27 protein-coding genes are annotated in these 24862 nt (G+C 63.8%); 26 read left to right on the forward strand and 1 reads right to left on the reverse strand.

Going from position 1 to position 24862, the window contains the following annotated elements:
• Nucleotides 1–19: 19 nt before the first annotated feature.
• The 17 genes from rplO (at nucleotide 20) to JNJ68_RS07210 (ending at nucleotide 15208) form a co-directional block, all read left to right on the forward strand.
• A complete protein-coding gene (gene rplO / locus JNJ68_RS07130; protein WP_294980721.1) occupies nucleotides 20–499 on the forward strand; it encodes a 50S ribosomal protein L15 in 480 nt (159 codons plus the stop codon).
• Nucleotides 500–602: 103 nt separating this feature from the next.
• Nucleotides 603–1973 (forward strand): preprotein translocase subunit SecY, encoded by a 1371-nt coding sequence (secY, locus tag JNJ68_RS07135; RefSeq protein WP_294980724.1) that lies wholly within the window; start codon nucleotides 603–605, stop codon nucleotides 1971–1973.
• Between the two features lie 5 nt (nucleotides 1974–1978).
• Entirely contained in the window at nucleotides 1979–2629 is a 651-nt protein-coding gene (locus JNJ68_RS07140; RefSeq protein ID WP_294980727.1) for an adenylate kinase, read from the forward strand.
• 180 nt (nucleotides 2630–2809) lie between these two features.
• The gene (gene rpsM / locus JNJ68_RS07145; protein ID WP_294980730.1) at nucleotides 2810–3178 is read left to right on the forward strand and encodes a 30S ribosomal protein S13; all 369 of its coding nucleotides are present in this window, start codon (nucleotides 2810–2812) and stop codon (nucleotides 3176–3178) included.
• Between the two features lie 13 nt (nucleotides 3179–3191).
• A complete protein-coding gene (gene rpsK, locus JNJ68_RS07150) occupies nucleotides 3192–3587 on the forward strand; it encodes a 30S ribosomal protein S11 (RefSeq protein WP_137110207.1) in 396 nt (131 codons plus the stop codon).
• Between the two features lie 121 nt (nucleotides 3588–3708).
• Entirely contained in the window at nucleotides 3709–4725 is a 1017-nt protein-coding gene (locus JNJ68_RS07155) for a DNA-directed RNA polymerase subunit alpha (RefSeq protein WP_294980735.1), read from the forward strand.
• Between the two features lie 154 nt (nucleotides 4726–4879).
• Entirely contained in the window at nucleotides 4880–5293 is a 414-nt protein-coding gene (gene rplQ, locus JNJ68_RS07160; RefSeq protein ID WP_294980738.1) for a 50S ribosomal protein L17, read from the forward strand.
• Between the two features lie 152 nt (nucleotides 5294–5445).
• Nucleotides 5446–6075, forward strand: a complete 630-nt coding sequence (locus JNJ68_RS07165; protein WP_294980741.1) for an autoinducer binding domain-containing protein — start codon at nucleotides 5446–5448, stop codon at nucleotides 6073–6075.
• Nucleotides 6076–6126: 51 nt separating this feature from the next.
• Nucleotides 6127–6714 carry an acyl-homoserine-lactone synthase gene (locus JNJ68_RS07170; protein ID WP_294980744.1) on the forward strand — a complete coding sequence of 196 codons (588 nt, stop codon included), beginning with the start codon at nucleotides 6127–6129 and terminating at the stop codon, nucleotides 6712–6714.
• Nucleotides 6715–6826: 112 nt separating this feature from the next.
• Nucleotides 6827–8140, forward strand: coding sequence for a replication-associated recombination protein A (locus JNJ68_RS07175; RefSeq protein ID WP_294980747.1), 1314 nt, complete (start codon nucleotides 6827–6829; stop codon nucleotides 8138–8140).
• A gap of 84 nt (nucleotides 8141–8224) precedes the next feature.
• A complete protein-coding gene (crcB, locus tag JNJ68_RS07180) occupies nucleotides 8225–8575 on the forward strand; it encodes a fluoride efflux transporter CrcB (protein WP_294980749.1) in 351 nt (116 codons plus the stop codon).
• The gene (locus JNJ68_RS07185) at nucleotides 8572–9615 is read left to right on the forward strand and encodes an RluA family pseudouridine synthase (protein WP_294980753.1); all 1044 of its coding nucleotides are present in this window, start codon (nucleotides 8572–8574) and stop codon (nucleotides 9613–9615) included. The genes crcB and JNJ68_RS07185 overlap by 4 nt, the downstream gene beginning before the upstream one ends.
• Nucleotides 9612–10319: an ATP12 family protein gene (locus tag JNJ68_RS07190; RefSeq protein ID WP_294980757.1), complete on the forward strand. Its 708-nt coding sequence runs from the start codon at nucleotides 9612–9614 to the stop codon at nucleotides 10317–10319. The genes JNJ68_RS07185 and JNJ68_RS07190 overlap by 4 nt, the downstream gene beginning before the upstream one ends.
• A 237-nt stretch (nucleotides 10320–10556) precedes the next feature.
• Entirely contained in the window at nucleotides 10557–11573 is a 1017-nt protein-coding gene (locus JNJ68_RS07195; protein ID WP_294980759.1) for an amino acid ABC transporter substrate-binding protein, read from the forward strand.
• Nucleotides 11574–11694: 121 nt separating this feature from the next.
• Nucleotides 11695–12972: an ABC transporter permease subunit gene (locus JNJ68_RS07200; RefSeq protein ID WP_294980762.1), complete on the forward strand. Its 1278-nt coding sequence runs from the start codon at nucleotides 11695–11697 to the stop codon at nucleotides 12970–12972.
• Nucleotide 12973: 1 nt separating this feature from the next.
• Nucleotides 12974–14431 carry an amino acid ABC transporter permease gene (locus JNJ68_RS07205; RefSeq protein WP_294980765.1) on the forward strand — a complete coding sequence of 486 codons (1458 nt, stop codon included), beginning with the start codon at nucleotides 12974–12976 and terminating at the stop codon, nucleotides 14429–14431.
• Between the two features lie 9 nt (nucleotides 14432–14440).
• Entirely contained in the window at nucleotides 14441–15208 is a 768-nt protein-coding gene (locus JNJ68_RS07210; protein WP_294980767.1) for an amino acid ABC transporter ATP-binding protein, read from the forward strand.
• A 20-nt stretch (nucleotides 15209–15228) separates the two neighbouring features.
• Here the strand turns inward: JNJ68_RS07210 and JNJ68_RS07215 are convergent, their stop codons facing one another.
• Nucleotides 15229–15801, reverse strand: coding sequence for a GNAT family N-acetyltransferase (locus JNJ68_RS07215; protein WP_294980769.1), 573 nt, complete (start codon nucleotides 15799–15801; stop codon nucleotides 15229–15231).
• Nucleotides 15802–16002: 201 nt separating this feature from the next.
• Here JNJ68_RS07215 and JNJ68_RS07220 point away from each other — a divergent pair, with 201 nt between their 5' ends.
• The 9 genes from JNJ68_RS07220 to JNJ68_RS07260 all read left to right on the forward strand — a co-directional run bounded on the left by JNJ68_RS07220 (nucleotide 16003) and on the right by JNJ68_RS07260 (nucleotide 24862).
• Complete coding sequence (locus tag JNJ68_RS07220) at nucleotides 16003–16197, forward strand: hypothetical protein (protein ID WP_294980772.1); 195 nt, start codon at nucleotides 16003–16005, stop codon at nucleotides 16195–16197.
• 132 nt (nucleotides 16198–16329) lie between these two features.
• The gene (locus JNJ68_RS07225; protein WP_294980774.1) at nucleotides 16330–16683 is read left to right on the forward strand and encodes a cupin domain-containing protein; all 354 of its coding nucleotides are present in this window, start codon (nucleotides 16330–16332) and stop codon (nucleotides 16681–16683) included.
• A 150-nt stretch (nucleotides 16684–16833) separates the two neighbouring features.
• Nucleotides 16834–17835, forward strand: coding sequence for a Gfo/Idh/MocA family oxidoreductase (locus JNJ68_RS07230; protein ID WP_294980776.1), 1002 nt, complete (start codon nucleotides 16834–16836; stop codon nucleotides 17833–17835).
• Entirely contained in the window at nucleotides 17832–19403 is a 1572-nt protein-coding gene (locus tag JNJ68_RS07235; RefSeq protein ID WP_294980778.1) for a CoA-transferase, read from the forward strand. Before JNJ68_RS07230 ends, JNJ68_RS07235 begins: the two co-directional genes overlap by 4 nt.
• Nucleotides 19400–20167 (forward strand): enoyl-CoA hydratase/isomerase family protein, encoded by a 768-nt coding sequence (locus JNJ68_RS07240; protein ID WP_294980781.1) that lies wholly within the window; start codon nucleotides 19400–19402, stop codon nucleotides 20165–20167. The genes JNJ68_RS07235 and JNJ68_RS07240 overlap by 4 nt, the downstream gene beginning before the upstream one ends.
• Nucleotide 20168: 1 nt before the next feature.
• Complete coding sequence (locus JNJ68_RS07245; RefSeq protein ID WP_294980783.1) at nucleotides 20169–21692, forward strand: aldehyde dehydrogenase family protein; 1524 nt, start codon at nucleotides 20169–20171, stop codon at nucleotides 21690–21692.
• A gap of 36 nt (nucleotides 21693–21728) precedes the next feature.
• The gene (locus tag JNJ68_RS07250) at nucleotides 21729–22979 is read left to right on the forward strand and encodes an ABC transporter substrate-binding protein (RefSeq protein ID WP_363165559.1); all 1251 of its coding nucleotides are present in this window, start codon (nucleotides 21729–21731) and stop codon (nucleotides 22977–22979) included.
• 114 nt (nucleotides 22980–23093) lie between these two features.
• Nucleotides 23094–23987: a sugar ABC transporter permease gene (locus JNJ68_RS07255; protein ID WP_294980785.1), complete on the forward strand. Its 894-nt coding sequence runs from the start codon at nucleotides 23094–23096 to the stop codon at nucleotides 23985–23987.
• Nucleotides 23984–24862 carry a carbohydrate ABC transporter permease gene (locus JNJ68_RS07260; RefSeq protein WP_294980787.1) on the forward strand — a complete coding sequence of 293 codons (879 nt, stop codon included), beginning with the start codon at nucleotides 23984–23986 and terminating at the stop codon, nucleotides 24860–24862. The genes JNJ68_RS07255 and JNJ68_RS07260 overlap by 4 nt, the downstream gene beginning before the upstream one ends.

A 24862-nucleotide genomic window follows, 5' to 3' on the forward strand; every position in this document is an offset into this window, starting at 1 on the left:
TCCGGCAAGGAGAAGCGACATGAAACTGCATGAACTCGCCGACAACGAAGGCGCGGCGAAGAAGAAGAAGCGCGTGGCGCGCGGCCCGGGTTCGGGCAAGGGCAAGACCGCCGGGCGCGGGATCAAGGGCCAGAAGTCCCGTTCGGGCGTCGCCCTGGGTGGCTACGAAGGCGGCCAGATGCCGCTCTACCGCCGCCTGCCGAAGCGCGGCTTCACCAAGCCGAACAAGCTGCACTACTCGGTGGTCAACCTGGGCCTGATCGAGAAGTTCATCGCCGCCGGCAAGCTGAACGCCAAGGAAGAGATCACCGAAGACGCGCTGGTCGCGGCGGGCGTGACCTCGAACAAGCGCGATGGCATCCGTGTGCTGGCCAAGGGCGAGCTGAAGTCCAAGGTCAATCTGGCCGTCACCGGCGCCTCGGCCTCGGCCGTGGAAGCGGTGGAAAAGGCCGGCGGCAAGATCACGCTGTTGGCCCCGGTCGCGGCTGCGGCTGAATAAGGGATTGTGAGCGGCCACGTCGTCGCTTACATCAGCTTCCAGTTTTCCCGCGCCGCCGAACCGGAGAACGGTCCGGCGGCGCTTGGCTTGAAAGAGACCTGACATGGCATCTGCTGCAGAGCAAATGGCGGCGAACCTAAGCTGGGGCATGCTCGGCAAGGCGACCGACCTGCGCCAACGCATCCTCTTCACGATCGGCCTCCTGATCGTCTACCGGCTCGGCACCTATATCCCGGTTCCTGGCATCGACGGCGAGGCGCTGCGTCAGTTCATGGAGCGGGCGGGCCAGGGCATCGGCGGGATGCTGAACCTGTTCACCGGTGGCGCCGTCAAGCGGATGGGGATCTTCGCGCTGGGGATCATGCCCTACATCAGCGCCTCGATCATCGTGCAGCTTCTCTCGACGATGTACGGCCCCTGGCAGCAACTGAAGAAAGAGGGCGAGCAGGGCCGCAAGAAGCTGAACCAGTTCACCCGCTACGGCACGGTGGCGTTGGCCATCATGCAGGGCTACGGCATCGCCATGTCGATCCAGGGCGGTGGGCTGGCCCACAACCCGGGTCTGTTCTTCATCGCCTCCTGTGTCATCACGCTGGTCGGCGGCACGATGTTCCTGATGTGGCTGGGCGAGCAGATCACTGCGCGCGGCATCGGCAACGGCATCTCGCTGATCATCTTCGTCGGTATCGTGGCGGAAATTCCCGCCGCCCTCGTGCAGTTCTTCGAACAGGGCCGCTCCGGCGCGCTGTCGACCCCGGTGATCCTGGGGGTGATCCTGATGGTGATCGTCGTCATCGCCTTCGTCGTGTTCATGGAACGGGCGCTGCGCAAGATCTCCATCCTCTATCCCCGTCGTCAGGTCGGGATGAAGGTCTATGAGGGCGGGTCGTCGCACCTGCCGATCAAGGTCAATCCGGCGGGGGTGATTCCGGCGATCTTCGCCTCGTCCATCCTGCTTCTGCCGACCACGGTCAGCACCTTCTCGGGCGGCGGGACCAACCCGGTGCTTTCGTGGCTCGCCGCGAACCTAGGCTATGGCCAGCCGCTGCACCTGGTGTTCCTGGCGGCGATGATCGTGTTCTTCGCCTATTTCTACACGCTGAACGTCTCGTTCAAGGTCGATGACGTGGCCGAGAACCTGAAGAACCAGAACGCCTCGGTCCCCGGGATCCGTCCCGGCAAGAAGACCGAGGAATATCTGGAATACGTGGTGAACCGCGTCCTGGTCCTGGGCTCGGCCTATCTGGCGGCGGTCTGCCTGCTGCCCGAAATCCTGATCAGCCGCGTCGGCATCCCGTTCTACTTCGGCGGCACTTCGGTGCTGATCGTGGTCTCGGTCACGATGGACACCATCCAGCAGGTCCAGTCGCATCTTCTGGCGCACCAGTACGAGGCGCTGATCGAGAAATCGCAGCTCCGCGGTCGCAAGAAGCCGGGCGCCAAATCGGCGCCGAAGGCCCCGGCGCGGCGCTGACCCAGATGCCGAACATCATCCTTCTGGGGCCGCCAGGCGCGGGCAAGGGAACGCAGGCCAAACGGCTGGAAGAGTCGCGCGGCATGGTGCAGCTTTCCACCGGCGACATGCTGAAGGAGGCCATCGCCAAGGGCACCGAGCTGGGCCGCCGCGTCGAAGGCATCATGGCGCGGGGCGAGCTGGTGACCGACGAAATCGTCATCGGCCTGATCGAGGCGAAGATGAAAGACGGCGCCCGGGGCGGCTTCATCTTCGATGGCTTCCCGCGCACGCTGAATCAGGCCGATGCGTTGGGCGAACTGATGACCCGCACGGGTGCGACGCTGGACAGCGTCATCGAGATGCAGGTCGACGATGCAGCCCTGGTCGCGCGGATCACCGGCCGCTTCACCTGCGGCAACTGCGGGGCGGTCTATCACGATGTCACCCACCCGACGAAGGTTGCGGGCACCTGCGACGTTTGCGGCAGTACGAACCTGAAGCGGCGGGCCGACGACAACGAGGAAACCCTCAAGACCCGGTTGATGGAATATTACAAGAAGACCTCGCCTTTGATCGGCTATTACTACGCCAAGGGGCAGCTTTCCGCCGTCGACGGTCTGGCCGAGGTGGAGGCCGTTGCCGAGGCCATCGCCAAGGTTCTTGACAAAGCCTGAAAAACTGATCTCGCGGCCTTGACGGCCCCGGGAAAAGCCCCTAATGCACGGCGTCCCGCGGTGGAATCGCCTTGCGGGCCTTCCATATTGGAAGTTCGTATCGCCGGGTGAACAGCCCGTGCGGTGTTGTGAAAAAAGGTTCTGGCACTACGGAACCGCAACCGAAGAAGGACGACACGTTTGGCACGTATTGCTGGCGTCAACATTCCGACCGCGAAACGGGTTCCGATCGCGCTGACCTACATCACCGGGATCGGGCCGACCACGGCCGAAACAATCTGCGAGGCGCTGAAGATCGACCGCGCCCGCCGGGTGAACCAGCTGACCGACAGCGAGGTTCTGGCGATCCGCGAGTACATCGACGCGAACCTGACCGTCGAGGGCGACCTGCGCCGCGAAGTCACGATGAACATCAAGCGTCTGATGGACCTTGGCTGCTACCGTGGCCTGCGTCACCGCAAGGGCCTGCCGGTTCGCGGCCAGCGCACGCACACCAACGCCCGCACCCGCAAAGGCCCCGCGAAGGCCATTGCCGGCAAGAAGAAATAAGGGGTCTTGAGATATGGCACGTGATACCAAGACCGCCCGCACGAAGAAAAAAGAACGCAAGAACATCGCCGCCGGCGTGGCGCATGTGAACTCGTCGTTCAACAACACCAAGATCCTGATCTCGGACGTCCAGGGCAACGCGATCTCGTGGTCGTCTTCGGGCACCATGGGCTTCAAGGGCTCGCGCAAGTCGACGCCCTATGCCGCCCAGATGGCTGCCGAAGACGCGGGCCGCAAGGCGCAGGAACATGGCGTCCGCACGCTGGAAGTCGAAGTGCAGGGCCCGGGTTCGGGCCGTGAATCGGCGCTGCGCGCCCTGGCGGCCGTTGGCTTCCAGATCACCTCGATCCGCGACGTGACCCCGCTGGCGCACAACGGTTGCCGCCCGCCGAAGCGCCGCCGCGTCTAAGGCACTGATTTCGGCCGGGCCGTGGGGGATGTTCCCTCACGGCCCGGTTTTCGTCGTTTACGATCCTCGGGCGTCCGCCAGCTTTCGGACATCGGCAGCGGACAAGAATAGGGGCTTCAGAATGATCCACAAGAACTGGCAGGAACTCATCAAGCCGACGCAGCTGGTCGTGCGTCCGGGGGCCGATGCCGCCCGCGTCGCGACGGTCATCGCCGAGCCCCTGGAGCGTGGCTTCGGCCTGACGCTGGGCAACGCGCTGCGCCGCGTGCTGATGTCCTCGCTGCAGGGGGGGGCGATCACCTCCGTCCAGATCGACAACGTGCTGCACGAGTTCTCGTCGGTCGCCGGTGTCCGCGAGGATGTGACCGACATCGTCCTGAACCTGAAGGGCGTCAGCATCAAGATGGATGTGGACGGGCCGAAGCGGCTGTCGATCTCGGCCAAGGGGCCGGGCGTGGTGACGGCGGGCGAGATCTCGGAATCGAACGGCATCGAGGTCCTGAACAAGGACCACGTGATCTGCCACCTGGACGAAGGCGCCGACGTGTTCATGGAGCTGACCGTGAACACCGGCAAGGGCTATGTCTCGGCCGACAAGAACCGCCCGGAAGATGCGCCGATTGGTCTGATCCCGATCGACGCGATCTATTCGCCGGTGAAGAAGGTGTCGTATGAAGTCACCCCGACCCGCGAGGGCCAGGTGCTGGACTATGACAAGCTGACGATGCGGATCGAGACGGATGGCAGCCTGACGCCGGACGACGCGGTGGCCTATGCCGCGCGCATCCTGCAGGACCAGCTGTCGATCTTCGTCAACTTCGAGGAACCGGAATCGGCCAAGGTCGGCGAGATCGACTCGGGGCTCGAGTTCAACCCGCTGCTGCTGAAGAAGGTGGACGAGCTGGAGCTTTCGGTCCGTTCGGCCAACTGCCTGAAGAACGACAACATCGTCTATATCGGCGATCTGATCCAGAAGACCGAAGCAGAAATGCTGCGCACCCCGAACTTCGGCCGCAAGTCGCTGAACGAGATCAAGGAAGTGCTCTCGGGCATGGGCCTGCATCTTGGCATGGACGTCGAAAGCTGGCCGCCGGAGAACATCGAGGACCTGGCGAAACGGTTCGAGGACCAATTCTAAGCGTCGGTCTGAAGCCCGACCTACGTAGGCCGGGCTTCAGACCGGCTTACGAAATGCCCGGGCTGATCCGGGGAACCCTGGGCAATCCCGCCCCAACGACGCCGACCGCACGCACGGGCGGCAACACAAAGTATAAAGACGTAAGGAGACCATCATGCGTCACGCCCGCGGCTACCGCCGCCTGAACCGTACCCACGAACACCGCAAGGCGCTGTTCGCCAACATGGCCGGCTCGTTGATCGAGCATGAGCAGATCAAGACGACTCTGCCCAAAGCCAAGGAACTGCGCCCGATCGTCGAGAAGCTGATCACGCTTGCCAAGCGCGGCGATCTGCACGCCCGTCGCCAGGCCGACGCGCAGCTCAAGGAAGACAAGCATGTCGCGCGCCTGTTCGAGATCCTCGGCCCGCGCTACAAGGACCGTCAGGGCGGCTATGTCCGCATCCTGAAAGCCGGGTTCCGCTATGGTGACATGGCGCCGATGGCGATCATCGAATTCGTCGACCGCGATACCTCGGCCAAGGGCGCTGCTGACCATGCGCGGGCCGAATCGGCGGAAAACGCCTGACCTTCGGTTGCACGCATCCCGTAACTCAAGGCCCGCCACCTGGCGGGCCTTGGTCATTGAAGGGGTGGCGTTTTGTCCCGGGTGCCCCAAATCTCTATGATAAGTTGCTGTAACGCTTGAAAACTGGTTCCTGAGGTTGAAGATGACACTAGATGGGAACAACCGTGTCGATGTCACAGAGTAAACGATTGACCGAGCTTTACGAAGAACTGGGAGAGTTGGCGCCGCAGGGATATGCCGTTGGTCTGCACATCCGCTTCGCCAGCCCGCTGATCTATCACAGTCGCTACCCCGAAGCATGGGTCGAGTATTACAATTCGCACTCCTACTATCTGAGGGATCCGGTGATCTTCTGGGGGATTGGAACCACAGGAACACGCCGATGGAGCGAAATCCCGCTTCCGGACCCGTTCGATCTATTGAAGAAGGCCGCCAGCTACGGCATGCGCTATGGCGCGGTATCTTCCTACGGCCCCATTACGTCGCGCTCGATGGCCGGGATCACCCGGAACGACCGCGAGTTCACCGATGAAGAGATGGAACGTCTGGCCGATATCACTGCGCGCCTGCATATCGCGGCGAAACCACCCTCGGAACTGACGAAAGCGCAAATCGAAGCGCTGCAATGCATTGCAAATGGGGACCGTCACACTGCTGCCGCGGCAAAACTCGGGATCTCGGAAAGTGCCTTCAAGGCAAGGCTGAACTCGGCACGAATCAGGCTTGAGGCTCGAACCGCAGCGGAGGCTCTGAGAAAGGCGCGCGAATACCGTCTGCTCTGAAGTGTGTCTGGTCTTCCTCTGGCCGTCGAACGACAAAAGAAGGAGACGAAAATGGAAGTCACGACCCTCTCTTACGAGAACCTGCATAACCACGGCGAGTTGTTCGCCAACATGTTCCGCGCGCGCCATCGCGCCTTCATCCAGCACAACAAGTGGGACCTGCCGCAATCGAACGGCATGGAATTCGATCAGTACGACACTCCGGCCAGCCGCTGGGTTGCGGTGCATGAGAATGGCGAAGTGCTGGCGGGCATCCGGTTGACACCGACGACCCACCGCTGCGGCATCTACAGCTACATGATCCGCGACGCGCAGCGCGGCCTGCTGGAAACCATCCCGAGCAACCTGCTGGACATGCCTGCCCCGGTGGCGGACCACATCTGGGAAAGCAGCCGGGTCTTCGTGTCCGAGGCGGTTCCGGCGGCCATCCGTCTGCGGGTCCAACTGCAACTGCGCCAGGAAATGGTGAACGCCGCACGAGACCTGGGGGCGACCACGGTCCTGGGGCTGATCCCGGAAGCCTCGCGACGGATCGGTCGCCGCGTGGGCCTGGAATGCGAACCCGCCGGGCCGATCCTGAATTTCGACGGGCTGGATTGCGTCTGCGTCACGATCAACCTTGCTGCCAAGATGCATTGACGCCGGGCCGGAGATGGGCTCGGTCCCGGCGGCTGTGGCGCAGGACGTGTCCTGCAAGCGCCGCGCGGTCGAATGCACCATGCTCTGACGTCCGTCGCCCTGAAGGAGAGTGATGGCCGATCTCTTCGATACGCCCGACGCCGGGTCTCGCCCCAGTGGCCCCCGCCCGCTGGCCGACAGGCTGCGGCCGAAATCGCTGTCCGAGGTGATCGGGCAGGAGAAGGTCCTGTCCCGCGACGGCCCGTTGGGCGCAATGCTGGCGGCGGGGTCCCTGTCCTCGCTGATCCTCTGGGGTCCGCCGGGGGTGGGCAAGACAACCATCGCGCGCTTGCTGGCCGATGAGACCGATCTGCATTTCGTGCAAGTCAGCGCGATCTTCACCGGAGTGCCGGAACTGCGGAAGGTGTTCGACGCGGCGAAGCTTCGTCGGCAGAACGGCAAGGGGACGCTGCTTTTCGTCGACGAGATTCACCGTTTCAACAAGGCGCAGCAAGATGGTTTCCTGCCGCATATGGAGGACGGGACGATCCTGCTGGTCGGAGCGACGACCGAGAACCCAAGTTTCGAGCTGAACGCAGCGCTTCTGTCGCGAAGCCAAGTCATTGTGCTGGAGCGGCTTTCCCTGGCTGACCTGGAGCGCCTGGCGCAAAGGGCAGAGAAGGAACTGGGCCGGGCACTGCCCCTGAAGGGCGAGGCGCGCGAGGCGATGCTGGAGATGGCTGATGGCGACGGCCGGGCGCTTCTGAACCTGATCGAGCAGGTTGCGGCCTGGAAAGTCGAGGGCACGCTGACCCGCGACCAACTTTCGCAGCGGCTGATGCGGCGGGCGGCGAAATACGACAAGTCGGGGGATGAGCATTACAACCTGATCAGTGCCTTGCACAAATCGGTGCGGGGGTCGGACCCGGATGCCGCCCTTTACTGGTTCGCCCGGATGCTGGAGGGCGGTGAGGACCCCCGCTTCCTGGCGCGGCGGATCACCCGCATGGCGGTGGAGGACATCGGGCTGGCGGATCCGCAGGCCGAGGCGATCTGTCTTGACGGATGGCAGACTTATGAGCGGCTGGGTTCGCCCGAGGGGGAGCTGGCGCTGGCACAGGCGGTGGTCTATCTGGCGCTCGCACCGAAATCGAATGCGGTCTATACGGCCTACAAGGCGGCGCGCGGGGCGGCGCGGGAGACGGGTAGCCTGATGCCACCGAAGCACATCCTGAACGCGCCGACGCGAATGATGAAGGACCATGGCTATGGCGCTGGCTATGCCTATGACCACGACGCCGAGGACGGGTTTTCGGGGCAGAACTATTTCCCCGAGGGCATGAAGCGGCCGGTCTGGTATCTGCCGCCAGAACGCGGGTTTGAGCGCGAGCTGAAGAAGCGGGTGGAGTATTTCGCCAAGCTCCGGTCCAAACGCCACGACGGGTGATCCCGGACAACGCAGGACTGGCAGGAGGCAGGCAATCCCTGGCCCCGGATTGACAATCAGACCCTCCCGCCGCAAACGAGACCCATGTCCCAGACTCTTCCTCTCATCGCTCTTGGTGGTGCCATCGGCTCGGTGCTGCGCTACCTGTTCATCGCAGCCTTGGGGGCACCCTGGGGGACGGCGGGGGTCAACGTGTTGGGCAGCCTTACCATCGGGGTGCTTTTCGTCCTGCTCGACGCCCGCGTTGGCTGGCAGTTGCTCCTGATGACCGGTGTCATGGGCGGCTTTACCACCTTCTCGGCCTTCTCGCTGGACACGCTGAAGCTGATGCAGCAGGGACAGCCGGTGCAGGCTGCCGCCTATGTCCTGGCCTCGGTTGCGCTCTCCCTGATCGCCGTAGCACTTGGCGTGGCCATAGCCCGGAGCCTGACATGAGCGTCCAGATGCTGACGGTGACCGAGGATGAGGGCGAGCAGCGGCTGGACAAATGGCTGCGCCGCCGATTCCCGCAGCTGAACCAGGTTGCCGTCGAGAAACTGTGCCGGACCGGGCAGATCCGGGTCGACAGCGGGCGTGTCAAAGCGTCGGACCGCGTTCTTCCGGGCCAGACGGTGCGGGTTCCGCCGCTGCCCGATGCCGCCCCGCGGACCGAGGCGCGGGTGCAGGGCGTTTCGGCTGCGGATGCGCGGATGATCCAGGGGGCCATTCTGTTCAAGGATGAGCATCTGATCGTGCTGAACAAGCCCGCAGGCCTGCCGTCGCAGGGCGGCTCCGGTCAGGGCGACCGGCATGTCGATGGTTTGGCCGAGGCCTTGAAGTTCGGCTACAAGGACAAGCCCAAGCTTGTGCACCGGCTGGACAAGGACACGTCCGGAGTGCTGATGCTGGCGCGCACCGACCGGGTGGCACGGGCGCTGTCCGAGGCGCTGCGTCACCGCGCGGCGCGCAAGATCTACTGGGCGGTCGTCGCAGGGGTGCCGCATCCCAAGCAGGGCTCCATCAAGTTCGCGCTGGAGAAGGCGCCGGGCCGGGGAAGGGGGGGCGAGGGCGAGAAGATGCTCTGCGTCCATCCCGCCAAGATGGCCGATCATCCGGAGGCGAAGCGGGCGCATACCGACTATTTCACCCTGTGGTTCCTCGGCTCGCGCCTGTCCTGGATGGCACTGGAGCCGGTGACGGGCCGCACCCACCAGTTGCGCGCGCATATGGCCGAGATCGGGCATCCGATCATCGGGGACGGCAAGTATGGAGGCAGCGAGACCGAGAACCTGGGCGACGGCTGGGGCGCCGGGGCGGGGGGAGAGCTGTCGAAGAAGCTGCACCTCCATGCCCGCAGCCTGACCATCGAGCACCCGATCACCAAGAAGCCGATGACCTTCACCGCGCCGCTGCCGGAGCATATGTCGCGGACCTGGAAGCTTTTGGACTGGAAGGAAGACGACGTCCCCGCCGACCCGTTCGAGGTGATCCGGTGAGCGGCTGGTCGGCCCGCCGCTTCTGGACAACTGCGACCGCCGTTCCCGTCGAGGCCGGCTTCACCGTGCATCTGGACGCCCGCCCGGTCCGCACGCCGCTGAAGGCGCCGCTGGTGCTGCCGACACGGGCACTGGCCGAGGCGGTGGCGGCGGAATGGCAGGCGCAGGAGGGCAGGGTCGACCCGGAGGCGATGCCCTTCACCCGCACTGCCAATTCGGCCATCGACAAGGTTTCGCCGCGACCGGCCGAGGTGGCGGCGATGCTGGCGGCCTATGGAGCGACGGACCTTCTGTGCTATCGCGCCGAGGGCCCGCTCGAGTTGGTGGCGCGGCAGGCGGAGGCCTGGGACCCGCTGCTGGATTGGGCCGCGCAGGCGCTGGGCGCGCCGCTGCTGGTCACGACAGGGGTTATGCATGTCAACCAGCCGCCAGAGAGCCTTGCGATCCTGCACCGGCGGGTGAGCGAGCTCGATCCCTTCCAGCTTTCGGCGTTCCATGACCTCGTGGCCCTCTCGGGCTCACTGGTCCTGGGTCTTGCCGTGACGGAGGGTCGACTGGCCGCCAGAGAGGCCTGGACCCTATCGCGGATTGACGAGGACTGGCAGATTTCGCTCTGGGGTGAAGACGCGGAAGCAGCCGAAGTCGCAGCGCGCAAACAGGCGGCTTTCCTTCAGGCCGACCGATTCTTCGGATTGTGTGGGTAACATTATTGCCCAAGGAGCGGGCAACCGGGAATGGAATGTCTGTTTGACCGAAGTAACCCAACGAAAACAGGCATTTTTCCGGAAATCCTCAGTGCGCGCTTGACCAACAAAAGCGCTTTCGCCGAAACTGGCGACAGTGGGGGGTGAAGCCCCCTGCAAAAACCCAAGGGTGCGATCCATTCGCACCGAAAAAGAACACAGGCCCCGGAAGGGCCGTCTACTCAGGAAGAGGTAAGAATGAAAAAATCCGTATTCTTCGGCGCTCTCGCGGCCACCACGCTGGTCTCGGGAATGGCGCTGGCCGGCACGCTTGACGACGTCAAGGCGCGCGGCGAGTTGCTGTGCGGGTCGAACACCGGCCTGACCGGCTTCGGCAATCCGGACGCCAGCGGCAACTGGTCAGGCTTCGACGTCGACCTGTGCCGTGCCGTGGCAGCGGCGGTTCTGGGCGACCCGAACAAGGTCAAGTTCATCCCGACCACCGGCGAGACCCGCTTTACCGCGCTGCAATCGGGCGAGGTCGACATGCTGGCCCGCAACTCGACCTGGACCGCCTCGCGCGACAGCGAACTGGCGCTGGATTTCGTTGCCGTCAACTACTACGACGGCCAGGGCTTCATGGTGAAGAAGGACCTCGGCGTTTCCTCGGCCAAGGAACTGGACGGCGCTACCGTTTGCATCCAGACCGGCACCACGACCGAGCTGAACCTGGCCGACTTCTTCAAGCAGAACAACATCACCTACCAGCCCGTCACCGTGGCCGACGATTCGGAAGCGCAGCGGCAGTATCTGGCCGGTGCCTGCGACGCCTACACCACCGACGCCTCGGGTCTGGCCGCCAGCCGCGCGACCATGCCGGATGCGGACAACCACATCATCCTGCCGGAGATCATCTCGAAAGAGCCGCTGGGCCCGGTCGTCCGTCATGGCGACAACAACTGGGGCGATGTGGTGCGCTGGACCTATTACGCGCTTCTGATCGCCGAAGAGAAGGGGATCACCAAGGACAACGTCGAGGAAGTGCTTGCCTCGTCCACCGATGAAGAGGTGAAGCGTCTCCTGGGCGCTTCGGGTGACATGGGCGCGAAGTTCGGCCTTGACAACGCGGCCTTCAAGAACGCCATCGCCGCCGTCGGCAACTATGGTGAGATCTTCTCGCGCAACATCGGTGAAGGCACCACCATCAACCTGGCCCGCGGCCTGAACGCGCTGTGGACCCAGGGTGGGCTGCAATACGCTCCGCCCTTCCGTTGATCGGTTCTCGGGGGTGCCTTCGGGCGCCCCCGTTCTCTTTCAAACTATGGCCTGAAAGTCTGAGGCTCGACCTCGTTGCCACCGGAAACTCGGGGCCGACTGCGGGAAACAGGGGGTAGCCATGGCAATGGCGACGGACGTGCCGAAAGATGGCTTTCGGCTCTCGATGCTCATCTACGATACGCGATATCGATCCTACACGATCCAGCTGGTCGTGCTGGTGCTGTTCGCTCTGGCGGTGGCCTGGCTTCTGAACAACACGGTGCAGAACCTGGCGGCGCGTGGAAAAGAGTTCAACTACGCATTTCTCTGGCAGCGGGCCGGATACGACATCGGTCAGCAGCTGATCCCTTACACCAACGACAGCACGCATTTCCGTGCGCTGTTGGTGGGCCTTATCAATACGCTGGTCGTCGCCTTCCTGGGCTGCATCTTCGCCACGATACTGGGCGTGGTGGTGGGCGTGTTGCGGCTGTCGAACAACTGGCTCGTCAGCCGTTTGATGACGATCTATGTCGAGACCTTCCGCAACGTGCCGCTTCTGCTTTGGATATTGCTGTCCTACGTCATTCTGTCTGAGGTGACCCCTTTGCCGAGGGACTTCAGAGTCACCGACGAGATGGAAGCTGCCGGCGAGGCGCCCAATGCTTCGATGATACTCTTCGACACCGTTGCCGTGACGAACCGGGGGACGAATATTCCCTCACCGCTGTTCGAGCGCGGGTTGGGTACGCTCGACCTCGGCTTCATGACGCTGAACTTGACCTTCTGGGCCGTGGTCGCGGTGATCGCCGGTTCGGTATTCGTCAATCGCCGCATCCTCGCCTCCGCCCGCGCCGCGCAGGCGGCGACGGGTCTGCGACCCGTGACCTGGTGGAAGTCGATACTCGTACTCTTCGCCCCGGTGATCGCGCTTCTGGTGGCGATGGGGTTCCACCTGGAAATCCCGGAGCTCAAGGGCTTCAATTTCGCAGGCGGCATCCTGGTCGCGCACAGCTTCACCGCGCTTCTGATCGCGCTGACACTCTACACTGCCGCCTTCATCGCCGAGATCGTGCGGGCCGGTATCCAGGCGATCAGCCGTGGACAGAGCGAGGCCGCCTTCGCGCTGGGCCTGCGCCCGAACCGCACAATGAGTCTGATCATCCTGCCGCAGGCGCTGCGGGTCATCATCCCGCCGCTGATCAGCCAGTACCTGAACCTGACCAAGAACACTTCACTGGGGATCGCGGTCAGCTATCTGGACCTGCGCGGAACGCTGGGGGGCATCACGCTGAACCAGACCGGGCGCGAGTTGGAATGCATGTTGCTGATGATGCTGATCTATCTGACGATCAGCCTGTCGATCTCGACGGTGATGAACCTCTACAACAAATCCGTCCAGCTGAAGGCGCGCTGAGATGAGCGAGACGCATGCCCAAACCGTCACCTTCGTCCGCGACACCATGCTGCCGCCCGTCGCGCCCCCGGTGGGTGAACGCGGCGCGGTGAAATGGCTGCGCGAGAACCTGTTCTCGACACCCTTGAACATCGCCCTGACCGTTCTCGGCGTCGTCGCGATCTGGTGGCTGGTCTCCTCCTCGCTGCCCTGGTGGCTGAATTCGGTCTGGAACGCCTCGTCGCTGGGCGAGTGCCGACAGATCGTTGCAGCAAACGCCGGTGAGGGCGCGACCGGCGCCTGTTGGGCGATGATCCGCGAACGCTGGCACCAGTTCCTGTTCGGCTTCTACCCGCCGAGCCAGTGGTGGCGGCCAATCCTCGCCTTCGGCCTGCTGTTCGGCGCGCTGGCGCCGGTGCTGTTCGCCGGGCAGAAGCGCAGCCTGACCGTGCTTCTGGGCGCTGTGCTGGTCTTCCTGCTGATAACGCTCTATCTCGCCGGAGCGCCGGGCGTACCCTTCGCCTTGGCCATCGCCCTTGTGCTCGGGATGCTCGCCTTGGCGCAGATGCAGCCGGGCAGGCTCCTCTGGTTCACGCTGATCTATCCGGCGCTGTGCTTCTGGCTTCTGTGGGGCGGGTCGGTCTGGTCGCCCATCGTGGCGATGGCGGGGTTCGGTGTGCTTTACGCCGTCTTCCGCCTGGCCTCGCCCATGATCGGGCTGGCGCCTGCCGCCGGAGTCGGCATCGTCGTGGCTGTGCTCTGGTGGCTTTACGCAGAGGGTCCCGTTGTATCGGTGGTGCAAGGGGTGCTGCCCTTCGCCCTGCAATCCATCAACTCCGACCAGTTCGGCGGCTTCCTGCTGGCCATCGTCATCGGCGTGACCGGCATCGCCTTCTCGCTTCCGATCGGCATCCTCTTGGCGCTAGGCCGCCAGTCGGACATGCTGATCGTCAAGACGCTGTCGGTTGGCTTCATCGAGTTCATCCGGGGCGTACCGCTGATCACGCTGCTCTTCACCGCCTCGCTTCTGTTGCAGTACTTCCTGCCGCCGGGCACCAACTTCGACATCATCCTGCGAGTGATCATCCTGGTGACCTTCTTCGCCGCCGCCTACCTGGCCGAGGTAATAAGGGGTGGGCTGGCGGCGCTTCCGCGCGGGCAATACGAGGCGGCGGATGCGCTGGGGCTGGACTACTGGCGGGCGCAGCGGCTGATCATCCTGCCGCAGGCGCTGAAGGTGTCGATTCCGGCCATCGTCTCCACCTTCATCGGGCTTTTCAAGGACACCACGCTGGTCGCCTTTGTCGGCCTGATGGATCCCTTGAAGGGCGTCACTCAAATCGTCCGTGCCGACATCAACTGGAAGGGCATCTACTGGGAGCCCTACATCTTTGTCGGCGTCATCTTCTTTGTCATCTGCTTCGGCATGTCGCGATACTCCATGTATCTCGAACGCAAGCTGAAGACCGATCATCGCTAAGGGCACATCATGGCAGAAGCAGCAAAAATGCAGGTCTCGGACGAGGTCGCAATCCAGATCACGAGCATGAACAAGTGGTACGGGCAGTTCCATGTCCTGCGCGACATCAACATGACGGTGATGAAAGGCGAGCGGATCGTGATCTGCGGGCCGTCTGGGTCGGGCAAGTCGACGCTCATTCGCTGCATCAACCGGCTGGAAGAACACCAGCAGGGGCAGATCGTGGTGGACGGGACGGAACTGACAAACGACCTGAAGAACATCGACAAGGTGCGGTCGGAAGTGGGCATGGTGTTCCAGCATTTCAACCTGTTCCCGCATCTGACGATTCTGGAGAACCTGACGCTGGCGCCGATCTGGGTGCGCAAGGTGCCGAAGAAGGAAGCCGAGGAAACGGCGATGTACTTCCTGGGCAAGGTCAAGATCCCGGAGCAGGCACACAAGTATCCCGGCCAGTTGTCGGGCGGGCAGCAACAGCGGGTGGCCATCGCGCGGTCTCTGTGCATGAAGCCCAGGATCATGCTCTTCGACGAGCCGACCTCGGCGCTGGACCCGGAGATGATCAAGGAAGTGCTCGACACCATGATCGAGCTGGCGCAGGAAGGCATGACCATGCTCTGCGTCACGCACGAGATGGGCTTCGCGCAGGCCGTGGCGAACCGGGTCATCTTCATGGACCAGGGCCAGATCGTCGAGCAGAACGAGCCGAAGGAATTCTTCAACAACCCGAAGAGCGAGCGGACCAAGCTGTTCCTCAGCCAGATCCTGGGTCACTGACGGCCCTGGACGGCGTCCAGTCAGACAGGTTTCACGAAGAGAATCCACTCTGAGGCATCCACCTGCCAGTCGCCCTTGACGACAGGGCGGCGGGCGATCTCCTGATAGCCCTTCGCCCGGTAGAGCCGCAGCGCATCCTGATGGGTGTCCTCGGCGATCAGGCTGATGATCCGATGGCCGCCTTCACGCGCGATGGATTCGGCCTTGGCCAGTAGCGCGCTGCCGAGGCCCTTGCCGCGATGCTGCGTGTAGGTTGCGAGCACGTTCAGATACCAGGACCCCGGCGCCAACGCCTCCAATTCCAAGAGCGGCACGAAAATCGGCGGGGTGTCGGGATCGATGGGCGCGGGGTCCGGGTCAGCGGCGTAGCCGAGGAGGCAGGCGGCAACCTCGCCCTCTGCTTCGGCCAGCCAGGCATTGCGGAACGAGAAGTTCCCCGTCTCCCGCGCGGCCCGCTCCCGGCCATAGTCCCAGGGATCGCCGTCCGGTCCCACCGATTGCTTCCAGAAGTGCAGCGGCAGATCGTCAGCTGCCATATTGATGAAGCGTGCCAGATGTTCGGCCTCACTTGCCTTTGCTGCGCGGATCGACATGGCGGCCCTTTCCTGAGTCCGGTTGGCGAAGGAGATAGACCATTCTTCGGGTCTTTGGCAGGCTCTTCTGGCAGGGAAATCCGTCCCGCGCACGGCCTATGTGTTCATCCAAGCGTTCGATTCCGATCCTTTCGCAGGAGTGGATGGAAGATTGTGGGATGTGTCGTCATGGCCGCGCATGACCACGCACACCCCTTGTGAATGATGTGGCGTGTCGCGGACGAAGGCCGGACGATGTTGCTCGTCACGCACGAGATGAGCTTTGCCCGCGAAGTCTCTTCGAAGGTTGTCTTCATGCACAAGGGCAAGATCGACATGGAATTGCCGCCAGCCGAAGCTTTCGGCGTCGGCAAGACCAAGCGATTCACGCAATCCCTGGCCAACACAAGACACTAGCGGTTCAGTTCCGGCATCTGGGTGGATCGATTCAACCGAAGCCACCAGGTGCCTGGACTGCACAGCTATGGACAGCCTGTCAGCCCCGGCCTACCAATCGGACAGAACGCCGCGATCCCAGGAAGGACTCACATGAGCGACATGGTTTTCCGCTTCCCCGCCCCCGGCCCCGAGCCGATGCTGACCGACCTGGAGGGCTGGACCAAGGTCGAGGGCACACCAACGATGAAGACTTGGGTGCAGCATACCTCGCTGGACGGTAGCGTGATCAGCGGCACCTGGGAGGCGACGCCCGGAACCTGGCACGCGGTCTACAAGTTCTACGAATTCGTCCATCTGGTCGACGGCCAGATCACGATCACTCCTGATGGTGCCCCCCCGGTGACGCTGCGGCCGGGGGATGCTTTCGTGGTGGAGCCGGGCTTCGCCGGCAACTGGAAGATCGAAAAGCCAGTCCGCAAGCATTTTTGCATCAAGCTTAAGTGAATCTGGACAGGGTGCCGCTCTCGCGGAACCCCCAAGCAGGGCCGGATAGTCAGGCATTGACAGGCTGACCTTCGTTTCCAAAAAGATGTTCTTGACAAGATTTGGATCGTTCTAATATCAACTTGGAACGATCCAAAAATCGAGGAAAGCATGCGCTGGGGCCTGATCGGGGCAAGTACCATTGCCGAACAGTTCATGATCGAGGCCATCCGCGCAACCGGGGGCGAGGTCGCAGCCGTGGTCAGCACGACCGAGGCGCGCGGGGCAGATTTCTCCCGCACGCAGGGTATTCCGGCCCATGGCACCGCGCTGGCACTGGCGCTGGATGACCCGACGATCGGCGCGGTCTACATCTCTTCGACCAACGATAAGCACCACGCGCAAGCGCTGGCGGCGATCCAAGCGGGAAAGCATGTGCTTTGCGAAAAGCCGCTTGCGATGACGGTCGAGGATGCATTCGCCATGGTCCGCGCCGCAGACGCGGCAGGCTTAATCTTCGCCACCAACCACCACCTGCGCGCATCCGGCTCGCATCGTGCGATCCGCGACCTCATAGCCTCTGGCCGCATCGGGCGCGTGTTGTCACTTCGCCTGTTCCATGCCGTTCACCTGCCCGCGAACCTGCAAGGCTGGCGGATCAACGACGCTTCGGTGGGTGGCGGGGTGATTCCCGACGTCACCGTTCACGACGCCGATGTCGCGCGTTTCCTTCTGGGTGAGGATCCTGTGACGGTCGTGGCGCAGATGTCCGTCTCAGGCATGGGGCAAGGGGTAGAGGACAGCGCGATGTCGGTCTGGACCATGCCTTCGGGCACGATGGTCATGTCGCACGAAAGCTTCACCCATCCCTTCGCGGGTTCGGGGCTGGAGGTGCATGGCACCGAAGGCTCGATATTCGCACGCGGCGTGATGACGCAACTGCCCGTGGGCGAGATCGAACTGGTCACGGGGCAGGGCCGCGCGCCGGTGCCCTATCCGCAGCACAACCTCTATGTTCAGGGTGTCACCGATTTCCTTTCGGCCATCGCGGGCAAGGGTCAGCCCGCCGCGAGCGGCAGGGATGGCGTTGCCTCGCTGGCCGTTGCGCTGGCGGTGCGCGAGGCCGCCCGCACCGGCATCCGCCAGACCGTAGACTATGTGAGGATCGCATGACCAAACTCGTCTCCGCCGCCCAAGCCGTCGCCCGCATCGCCGACGGGGCGGTCGTCACGGTGTCCTCCTCCTCCGCGCTCGGCTGCCCCGATCTTGTTCTGAAGGCGTTGGGCGAGCGGTTCCGCACTGAGCGTCACCCGAAGGCCATCACCACGCTCCACCCCATTGCCGCAGGCGACATGTACGGCGTCAAGGGGATGGACTGGATCGCGCAGGACGGCCTTCTGGCGCGGGTTCTCGCCGGCTCTTACCCCTCCGGCTCCTCCAACCTCCCGATGCCAGAGATCTGGAAGATGATCGTCGAGGATCGGGTTGCCGCCTACAATGTTCCGTCGGGGATCATGTTCGACATGCACCGCGAGGCCGCCGCCCGCCGCCCGGGTGTCCTGACCAGGGTGGGCATGGACACTTTCGTCGATCCCCGGCGCGAGGGTTGCGCGATGAACGCCCAGGGCGCGGCCGCCCCCATCGTCCACCGCGTCGAATTCGGCGGCGAGACCTGGCTACACTTTCCCAACATTTCGCCCGATGTGTGCATCCTGCGCGCGACCACGGCAGATGAATGGGGCAACCTGACCTATGAACACGAAGGCGCCTATCTGGGCGGGCTGGAACAGGCCATCGCGACCCGCAACAACCGGGGCCTTGTCATCGCCCAGGTTTCCCGCTTCACCGCCAAGGGCAGCTTGCGTCCGCATGACGTTCGCGTCCCTGGCCACCTGGTCGACCTGATCGTCCTTGACCCCGACCAGCGCCAGACCACCGAGACCCGCTATGACCCGGCGATCTCGGGCCAGATCATGCGGCCATGGTCCAGCTTTACCCTGGCCGAGCATGGTATTGAAAAGGTCATCGCCCGCCGCGCTGCGCTGGAGCTGAAGGCGGGCATGACCGCCAACCTTGGCTTCGGCATCAGCGCCATGGTTCCCCGCATCCTGCTGGAGGAAGGTCACCCCGAAGCCGTGACCTGGGCCATCGAGCAGGGCGCGGTGGGAGGGATGCCGCTGACCGGCTTCGCCTTCGGCTGTGCCTCGAACGCCGACGCCTATGTCCCCTCGCCGCAGCAGTTCATCTACTTCCAGGGCGCGGGGTTCGACCTGTCGTTCCTGTCGTTCCTGGAGATCGACGTCGAGGGTAACGTCAATGTCTCGAAGCTGGGGAAAAAGCCTTATCTGACAGCGGGTTGCGGCGGTTTCGTCGACATCACCGCGCATGCTCGCAAGATCGTCTTCTCCGGCTGGTTCGAGGCGGGGGCCGACGTGAGGATCGGGGCGGGGGGCCTGACCGTCGCTGCCCCCGGCAAGTTCTGCAAGATGGTCGAGAAGGTCGAACACGTCACCTTCTCGGGCACCCGCGCGCGGGGCCAGGGTCAGGAGGTGTTGTATATCACCGAACGCTGCGTGATCCGGCTGACCGACAAGGGGCTGGTGGCGACCGAGATCATGCCGGGCATCGACCCCGCACGGGACATCGTCGGCGCCAGCCAGGGCCGGGTGACGGTGGCGGAGAATGCCAGCACCATGCCGCTGTCGCTTCTCGCCGAAGGCCCGATGGGGTGGCAGCCATGACCGGTGTTCGTCTGCATATCGCTGGGCCGGTGGCCGAGCTGCGGCTGGATAACCCAGCCAAACTCAACTGCTTCACGGTGGAGATGCTGGGCCAGCTCGCCAGCCATCTGGAGGTCATCGAGGGCCGCCCGGACGTGCGCGCCGTGATCCTGACGGGCGAGGGCGAGAAGGCCTTCTGCTCGGGTGCCGACATCAACGCCTGGGGCGGACTTTCCCCCGCCGATTTCGCCCGCAACTGGGTGCGCGGCGGGCATCGCATCTTTGACCGGCTGGCCCGTCTGGCCAAGCCCACGATCGCCGCCCTGAACGGTCATGCTTTCGGGGGGGGGCTGGAACTCGCGACAGCCTGCGACATCCGGGTGATCACCCCGAAAGCCACCATCGCGCTGCCCGAGGCGGGGGTGGGGATCGTACCCGGCTGGTCCGGCTCGCAGCGGCTGACCCGCCTGATCCCGGAAGGCATGGTCAAGGAAATGGCCCTTTTCGGTCGCCGGATCGGGGCGGGCCGTCTTCTGTCCTGTGGTTTCGTTGCCGAGATTGCCGATGATGTCCGTTCGGCTGCGCTGGAGATCGCCGAAAAGGCCGCCACCCTCTCGCCCCGCGCGACCGAGATCACCAAGGCGATGATCCATGCGGGCCAGGGCGAGGATTCAGCGGCGCTGATCGAGGCGCTCGGCTCTGCTGCCATCGCCGCCAGCGCCGACCGGCAGGAGGGTGTGGCCGCCTTCCAAGCCAAGCGCAAAGCAGAATTTCCGGGAACCTGAGATGCTCGACCTGACAATTATCCCTTCTACTGGCGCAACCCTTCCCGAGGTCCGGCTCAACCGGCACTGGATCAATGGCGCATTTACTCCGGAGGCGATGGCGGACTGGACCGAACGGATCTCTCCCTCGCATGGGGCGGTGGTCAGCCGCTCGCTGCGCGGGACCGCAAAAGATGCAGAAGCCGCCATCGCCGCCGCCCGTGCCGCCTTTGACGACGGGCGCTGGAGCGGGCTTTCCGGCAAGGCCCGCGCCACCGTCCTGCTGAAAGTCGCCGACCTGATCGAGGCCAACGTGGACCGCATGGCGCTGATCGAGACACTGGAATCCGGCAAACCGATCACCCAGGCGCGGGGCGAGGTTTCGGGCGCCGCCGACCTCTGGCGCTACGCTGCCTCGCTTGCCCGCACCTTGCACGGCGACAGCCACAATTCGCTTGGCCAGGACATGCTGGCGGTGGTGCTGAAGGAGCCTATCGGCGTCGTCTCGATCATCACGCCCTGGAACTTCCCGTTCTGGATTCTTTCCCAGAAGCTGCCCTTCGCTCTTGCGGCGGGCTGCACCTGCGTGGTCAAGCCGTCGGAACTGACTCCGTCAACCGCCGTGATGCTGGCGGACCTCCTTACCGAAGCAGGACTTCCATCAGGCGTCGTCAACATCGTCCTCGGCCATGGTCAGCCGGTCGGGTCAACGCTTGCCTCGGATCCGCGCGTTGACATGATCACCTTCACCGGCTCCACTGTAGTGGGCAAGGGGATCGCGGCGGCGGCTTCAGGCACGCTGAAGAAGGTTGCGCTGGAGCTTGGCGGCAAGAACCCGCAGGTGATCTTCCCCGACGCCGATCTCGAATCCGCCGCAGATGCCGTGACCTTCGGCGTCTATTTCAACACAGGCCAGTGTTGCAACTCTGGCAGCCGGATTGTCGTGCACGAGGACATCGCCGAAGCCTTCGCTGCCCGGGTCGTGGAACTCTCGAAGCAGGTGGCCTTCGGCGACCCGCTTGACCCCGCGACCCAGGTCGGCGCCATCGTCAGCCCGGAACATGGTGCGAAGATCGACCGCTACGTCGCCGCCGCGCGTGAGGCCGGGGCCAGTGTCGTGCTTGGCGGCGGCCACTTGGAGGTGCCGGGCCTTGTGCCCCAGTTCTACCAGCCCACGGTCGTGACCGGCGTCACACCGGACATGGCGATCGCCCGCGAGGAGGTCTTCGGACCCGTTCTCGCCGTCCTCACCTTCCGCACACTGGACGAAGCGCTGAATCTGGTGAACCATGCCGACTACGGCCTCTCCGCCGGGGTATGGAGCGAAAATGTCCACACCTGCCTTACCTTTGCCCGTGCTGCCCAGGCGGGCACAGTCTGGACCAACACCTGGATGGACGGTTTTCCGGAGGTCACCTTCGGCGGGGTCAAACAATCCGGCCTTGGCCGCGAGATCGGCCGCCATGGCCTGGACGAGTTCATGGAGATCAAGTCGCTGGTGATGCGGATCGGCCGCACGCGCGCGCCTTGGGTAAGACCCCGCTGACGGCGGGCAACGATGCGCAAAACGGGAGGAACCACAATGCGCCTGTTTGGAAAGACGATGACCGCCGCGGCGGCCCTGGTGATGACTACATCGATTGGTTTCGCGGAAGACGTTGAAGTCCTGCACTGGTGGACATCCGGCGGCGAGGCGGCCGCCTTGAACGTGCTGAAGGACAATCTGGCCGCCGGCGGTACCGGCTGGGTCGACATGCCGGTCGCCGGGGGCGGGGGCGAAGCCGCCATGACGGCGCTCCGCGCCCGCGTCACGGCAGGCGATCCTCCCACCGCCGTGCAGATGCTTGGCTTCGACATCCAGGACTGGGCGGCCGAGGGGGCGCTCGCCGACCTGACCGCCACGGCGCAGGCCGAGGGCTGGGACAAGGTTGTTCCGGCCGCGCTCCAGGCCTTCTCGACCTATGACGGCAAATGGGTCGCCGCCCCGGTCAATGTCCACTCGACCAACTGGGTCTGGATCAACAAGGCCGCGCTCGACGCCACTGGCCTTGCCGCGCCGACCACCTGGGACGAACTGGTGGCCGTGCTCGACAAGATGAAGGAAAACGGGATCACGCCCCTCGGCCACGGCGGTCAGCCCTGGCAGGAAGCCACCGTCTTCGACGGCGTGGTGCTCGGCATGGGCGGAGACCTGTACAAGAAGGCTTTCATCGACCTCGACCCCGCCGCGCTGGGTGGGCCGGAGATGGCTGAAGCCTTCAATCGTCTGATCAAGCTGCGTTCCTATGTTGACGACAACTTCTCCGGTCGCGACTGGAACCTGGCCTCGGCGATGGTGATCAACGGCGAGGCCGGGATGCAGATGATGGGCGACTGGGCCAAGGGCGAGTTCCTGAAGGCCGGCAAGGTCCCCGGAACCGATTTCGTCTGCATCCGCTTCCCGGGTACGCAAGGCTCGGTCACGTTCAACTCCGACCAGTTCGCGATGTTCAACCAGTCGGACGCTGCCAAGCAGGAAGCACAGGTCGCAATGGCCAAGGCGATCATGGATCCGGCCTTCCAGTCGGCGTTCAACGTGGTCAAGGGCTCGGTCCCGGCGCGGACCGACGTGCCGAACGACGCCTTCGACGACTGCGGCAAGAAGGGCATGGTCGACCTTGCGGAAGCCAACACCGCCGGCACGCTCTACGGCTCGATGGCGCATGGCCATGCCGCGCCTGCGGCGGTGAAGAACGCCACCTATGACGTGATCACTGCGGCCTTCAACGGCGAGTATGCCGATGGAGCAGCCGCCGCTGCCGCGCTGGCCGAAGCCGTCGCCGCCGCGCAGTGACCTGAAAGAAGGGGGCGGCTCTGGTCGCCCCCAGCCCCAAATTCCTTAAGCAAGGAATTTGTCAAAATCCTTACTGAAGGATTTTGGCCCGCCTGAACCCGAGGGAGGACGATGATGGCCCCGACCGAGGCCGATTTCCGCACGAAGCTACAGGACTGGTTGCCAAAGCTCGTCCTCGCCCCTTCCTTCGCTGTGACGCTTCTTTTCGTCTACGGCTTCATCCTCTTCACCGTCGTGCTCAGCTTCACCGGCTCGAAGATGCTGCCTAAATACGACTGGGTGGGCTTCGAGAACTACCAGAAGCTCTTTGCTTTGCCCGCCTGGAACACCGCGATCATCAACATCGCGATCTTCGCCACGCTTTACATTGTGATCTGCACGCTGATCGGGTTGATGCTGGCGATCTTCCTCGACCAGAAGATCCGGGGCGAGGGGGTTTTGCGTCCGATCTACCTTTACCCGATGGCCCTCAGCTTCATCGTCACCGGCACCGCCTGGAAATGGTTCCTCGACCCCGGCATCGGGCTGGAGAAGATCATGCATCTCTGGGGCTGGGAGTCGTTCTCCTTCACCTGGATCAAGGATGGCGAGATGGCGCTTTACACCATCGTCATCGCCGCCGTCTGGCAGACCTCGGGCTTCGTGATGGCGATGTTCTTGGCCGGCCTGCGCGGCATCGACAACGAGATCCTGAAGGCCGCGCAGATCGACGGCGCCTCGAACTGGCAGCTTTACCGGCGGATCGTGATCCCGCTCCTCCGCCCCGCTTTCTTGTCGGCCTTCGTCATCCTCTCCCACCTCGCGATCAAGTCCTACGACCTGGTCATCGCCTTGACCGGCGGCGGCCCCGGCCGGGCGACCGAGATGCCCGCGACCTTCATGTATTCCTACACCTTCACAAGGAACCAGATGGGCATCGGCGCCTCCTCTGCCGTGATCATGCTGATGACCATCGCGGCGATCATGGTGCCCTATCTCTACGCCGAGCTGAAGGAGAAGAAGGTATGAGCGCCGTCACCCAGGACACCGCCGTCAGTACGGGCCGCGCCACCCGCGCCTTCCTCTACCTAATCCTGATCCTCTTCGCGCTTTTCTACCTCCTGCCGCTCTACGTCATGGGGGTGAACTCGCTGAAGCCGCTGCCGGAAATCACCGGCGGCAACATGATGGCGCTGCCGTCCACGTGGACGCTCGACCCCTGGCGCTCCGCCTGGTCCACCGCCCAGATCGGGGTGGAGCCGACCGGCCTGAAACCCTATTTCCTGAACTCGATCCTGATGGTCGTTCCCGCAGTCGCGATCTCCACCATCGTCGGCGCGCTGAACGGTTACGTGCTGACCAAATGGCGCTTCCGCTATGATACCTGGGTCTTCGGGCTAATGCTCTTTTCCTGCTTCATTCCGTTCCAGATCGTCCTCATCCCGATGGCCGTCGTCCTCGGCAAGCTCGGCCTCGCCGGATCGGTCCCCGGCCTGATCCTCGTCCATGTCGTCTATGGCATCGGCTTCACCACGCTCTACTTCCGCAACTACTACGCCAGCTTCCCGACCGAGCTGATCCGTGCCGCCCAGATCGACGGGGCCGGGTTCTTCCGGATATTCTGGCGCATCCTCCTGCCCGTCTCCGGCCCCATCGCGGTGGTCTCGGTGATCTGGCAGTTCACCAACATCTGGAACGACTTCCTGTTCGGCGTCTCCTTCGGCGGCACCTCGCAGCCGATGACGGTCGCACTGAACAACCTCGTCCAGTCCTCGACTGGCGTGAAGGAATACAACGTCCATTTCGCGGGCGCGATCCTGGCCGCGCTTCCCACCCTCTTCGTCTATATCGTCGCAGGCCGCTACTTCGTGCGCGGGCTGATGGCAGGCTCTGTGAAAGGCTGA

The organism is Tabrizicola sp. (assembly GCF_016793705.1).
In the GTDB taxonomy this organism is placed as follows: Bacteria; Pseudomonadota; Alphaproteobacteria; order Rhodobacterales; family Rhodobacteraceae; genus Tabrizicola.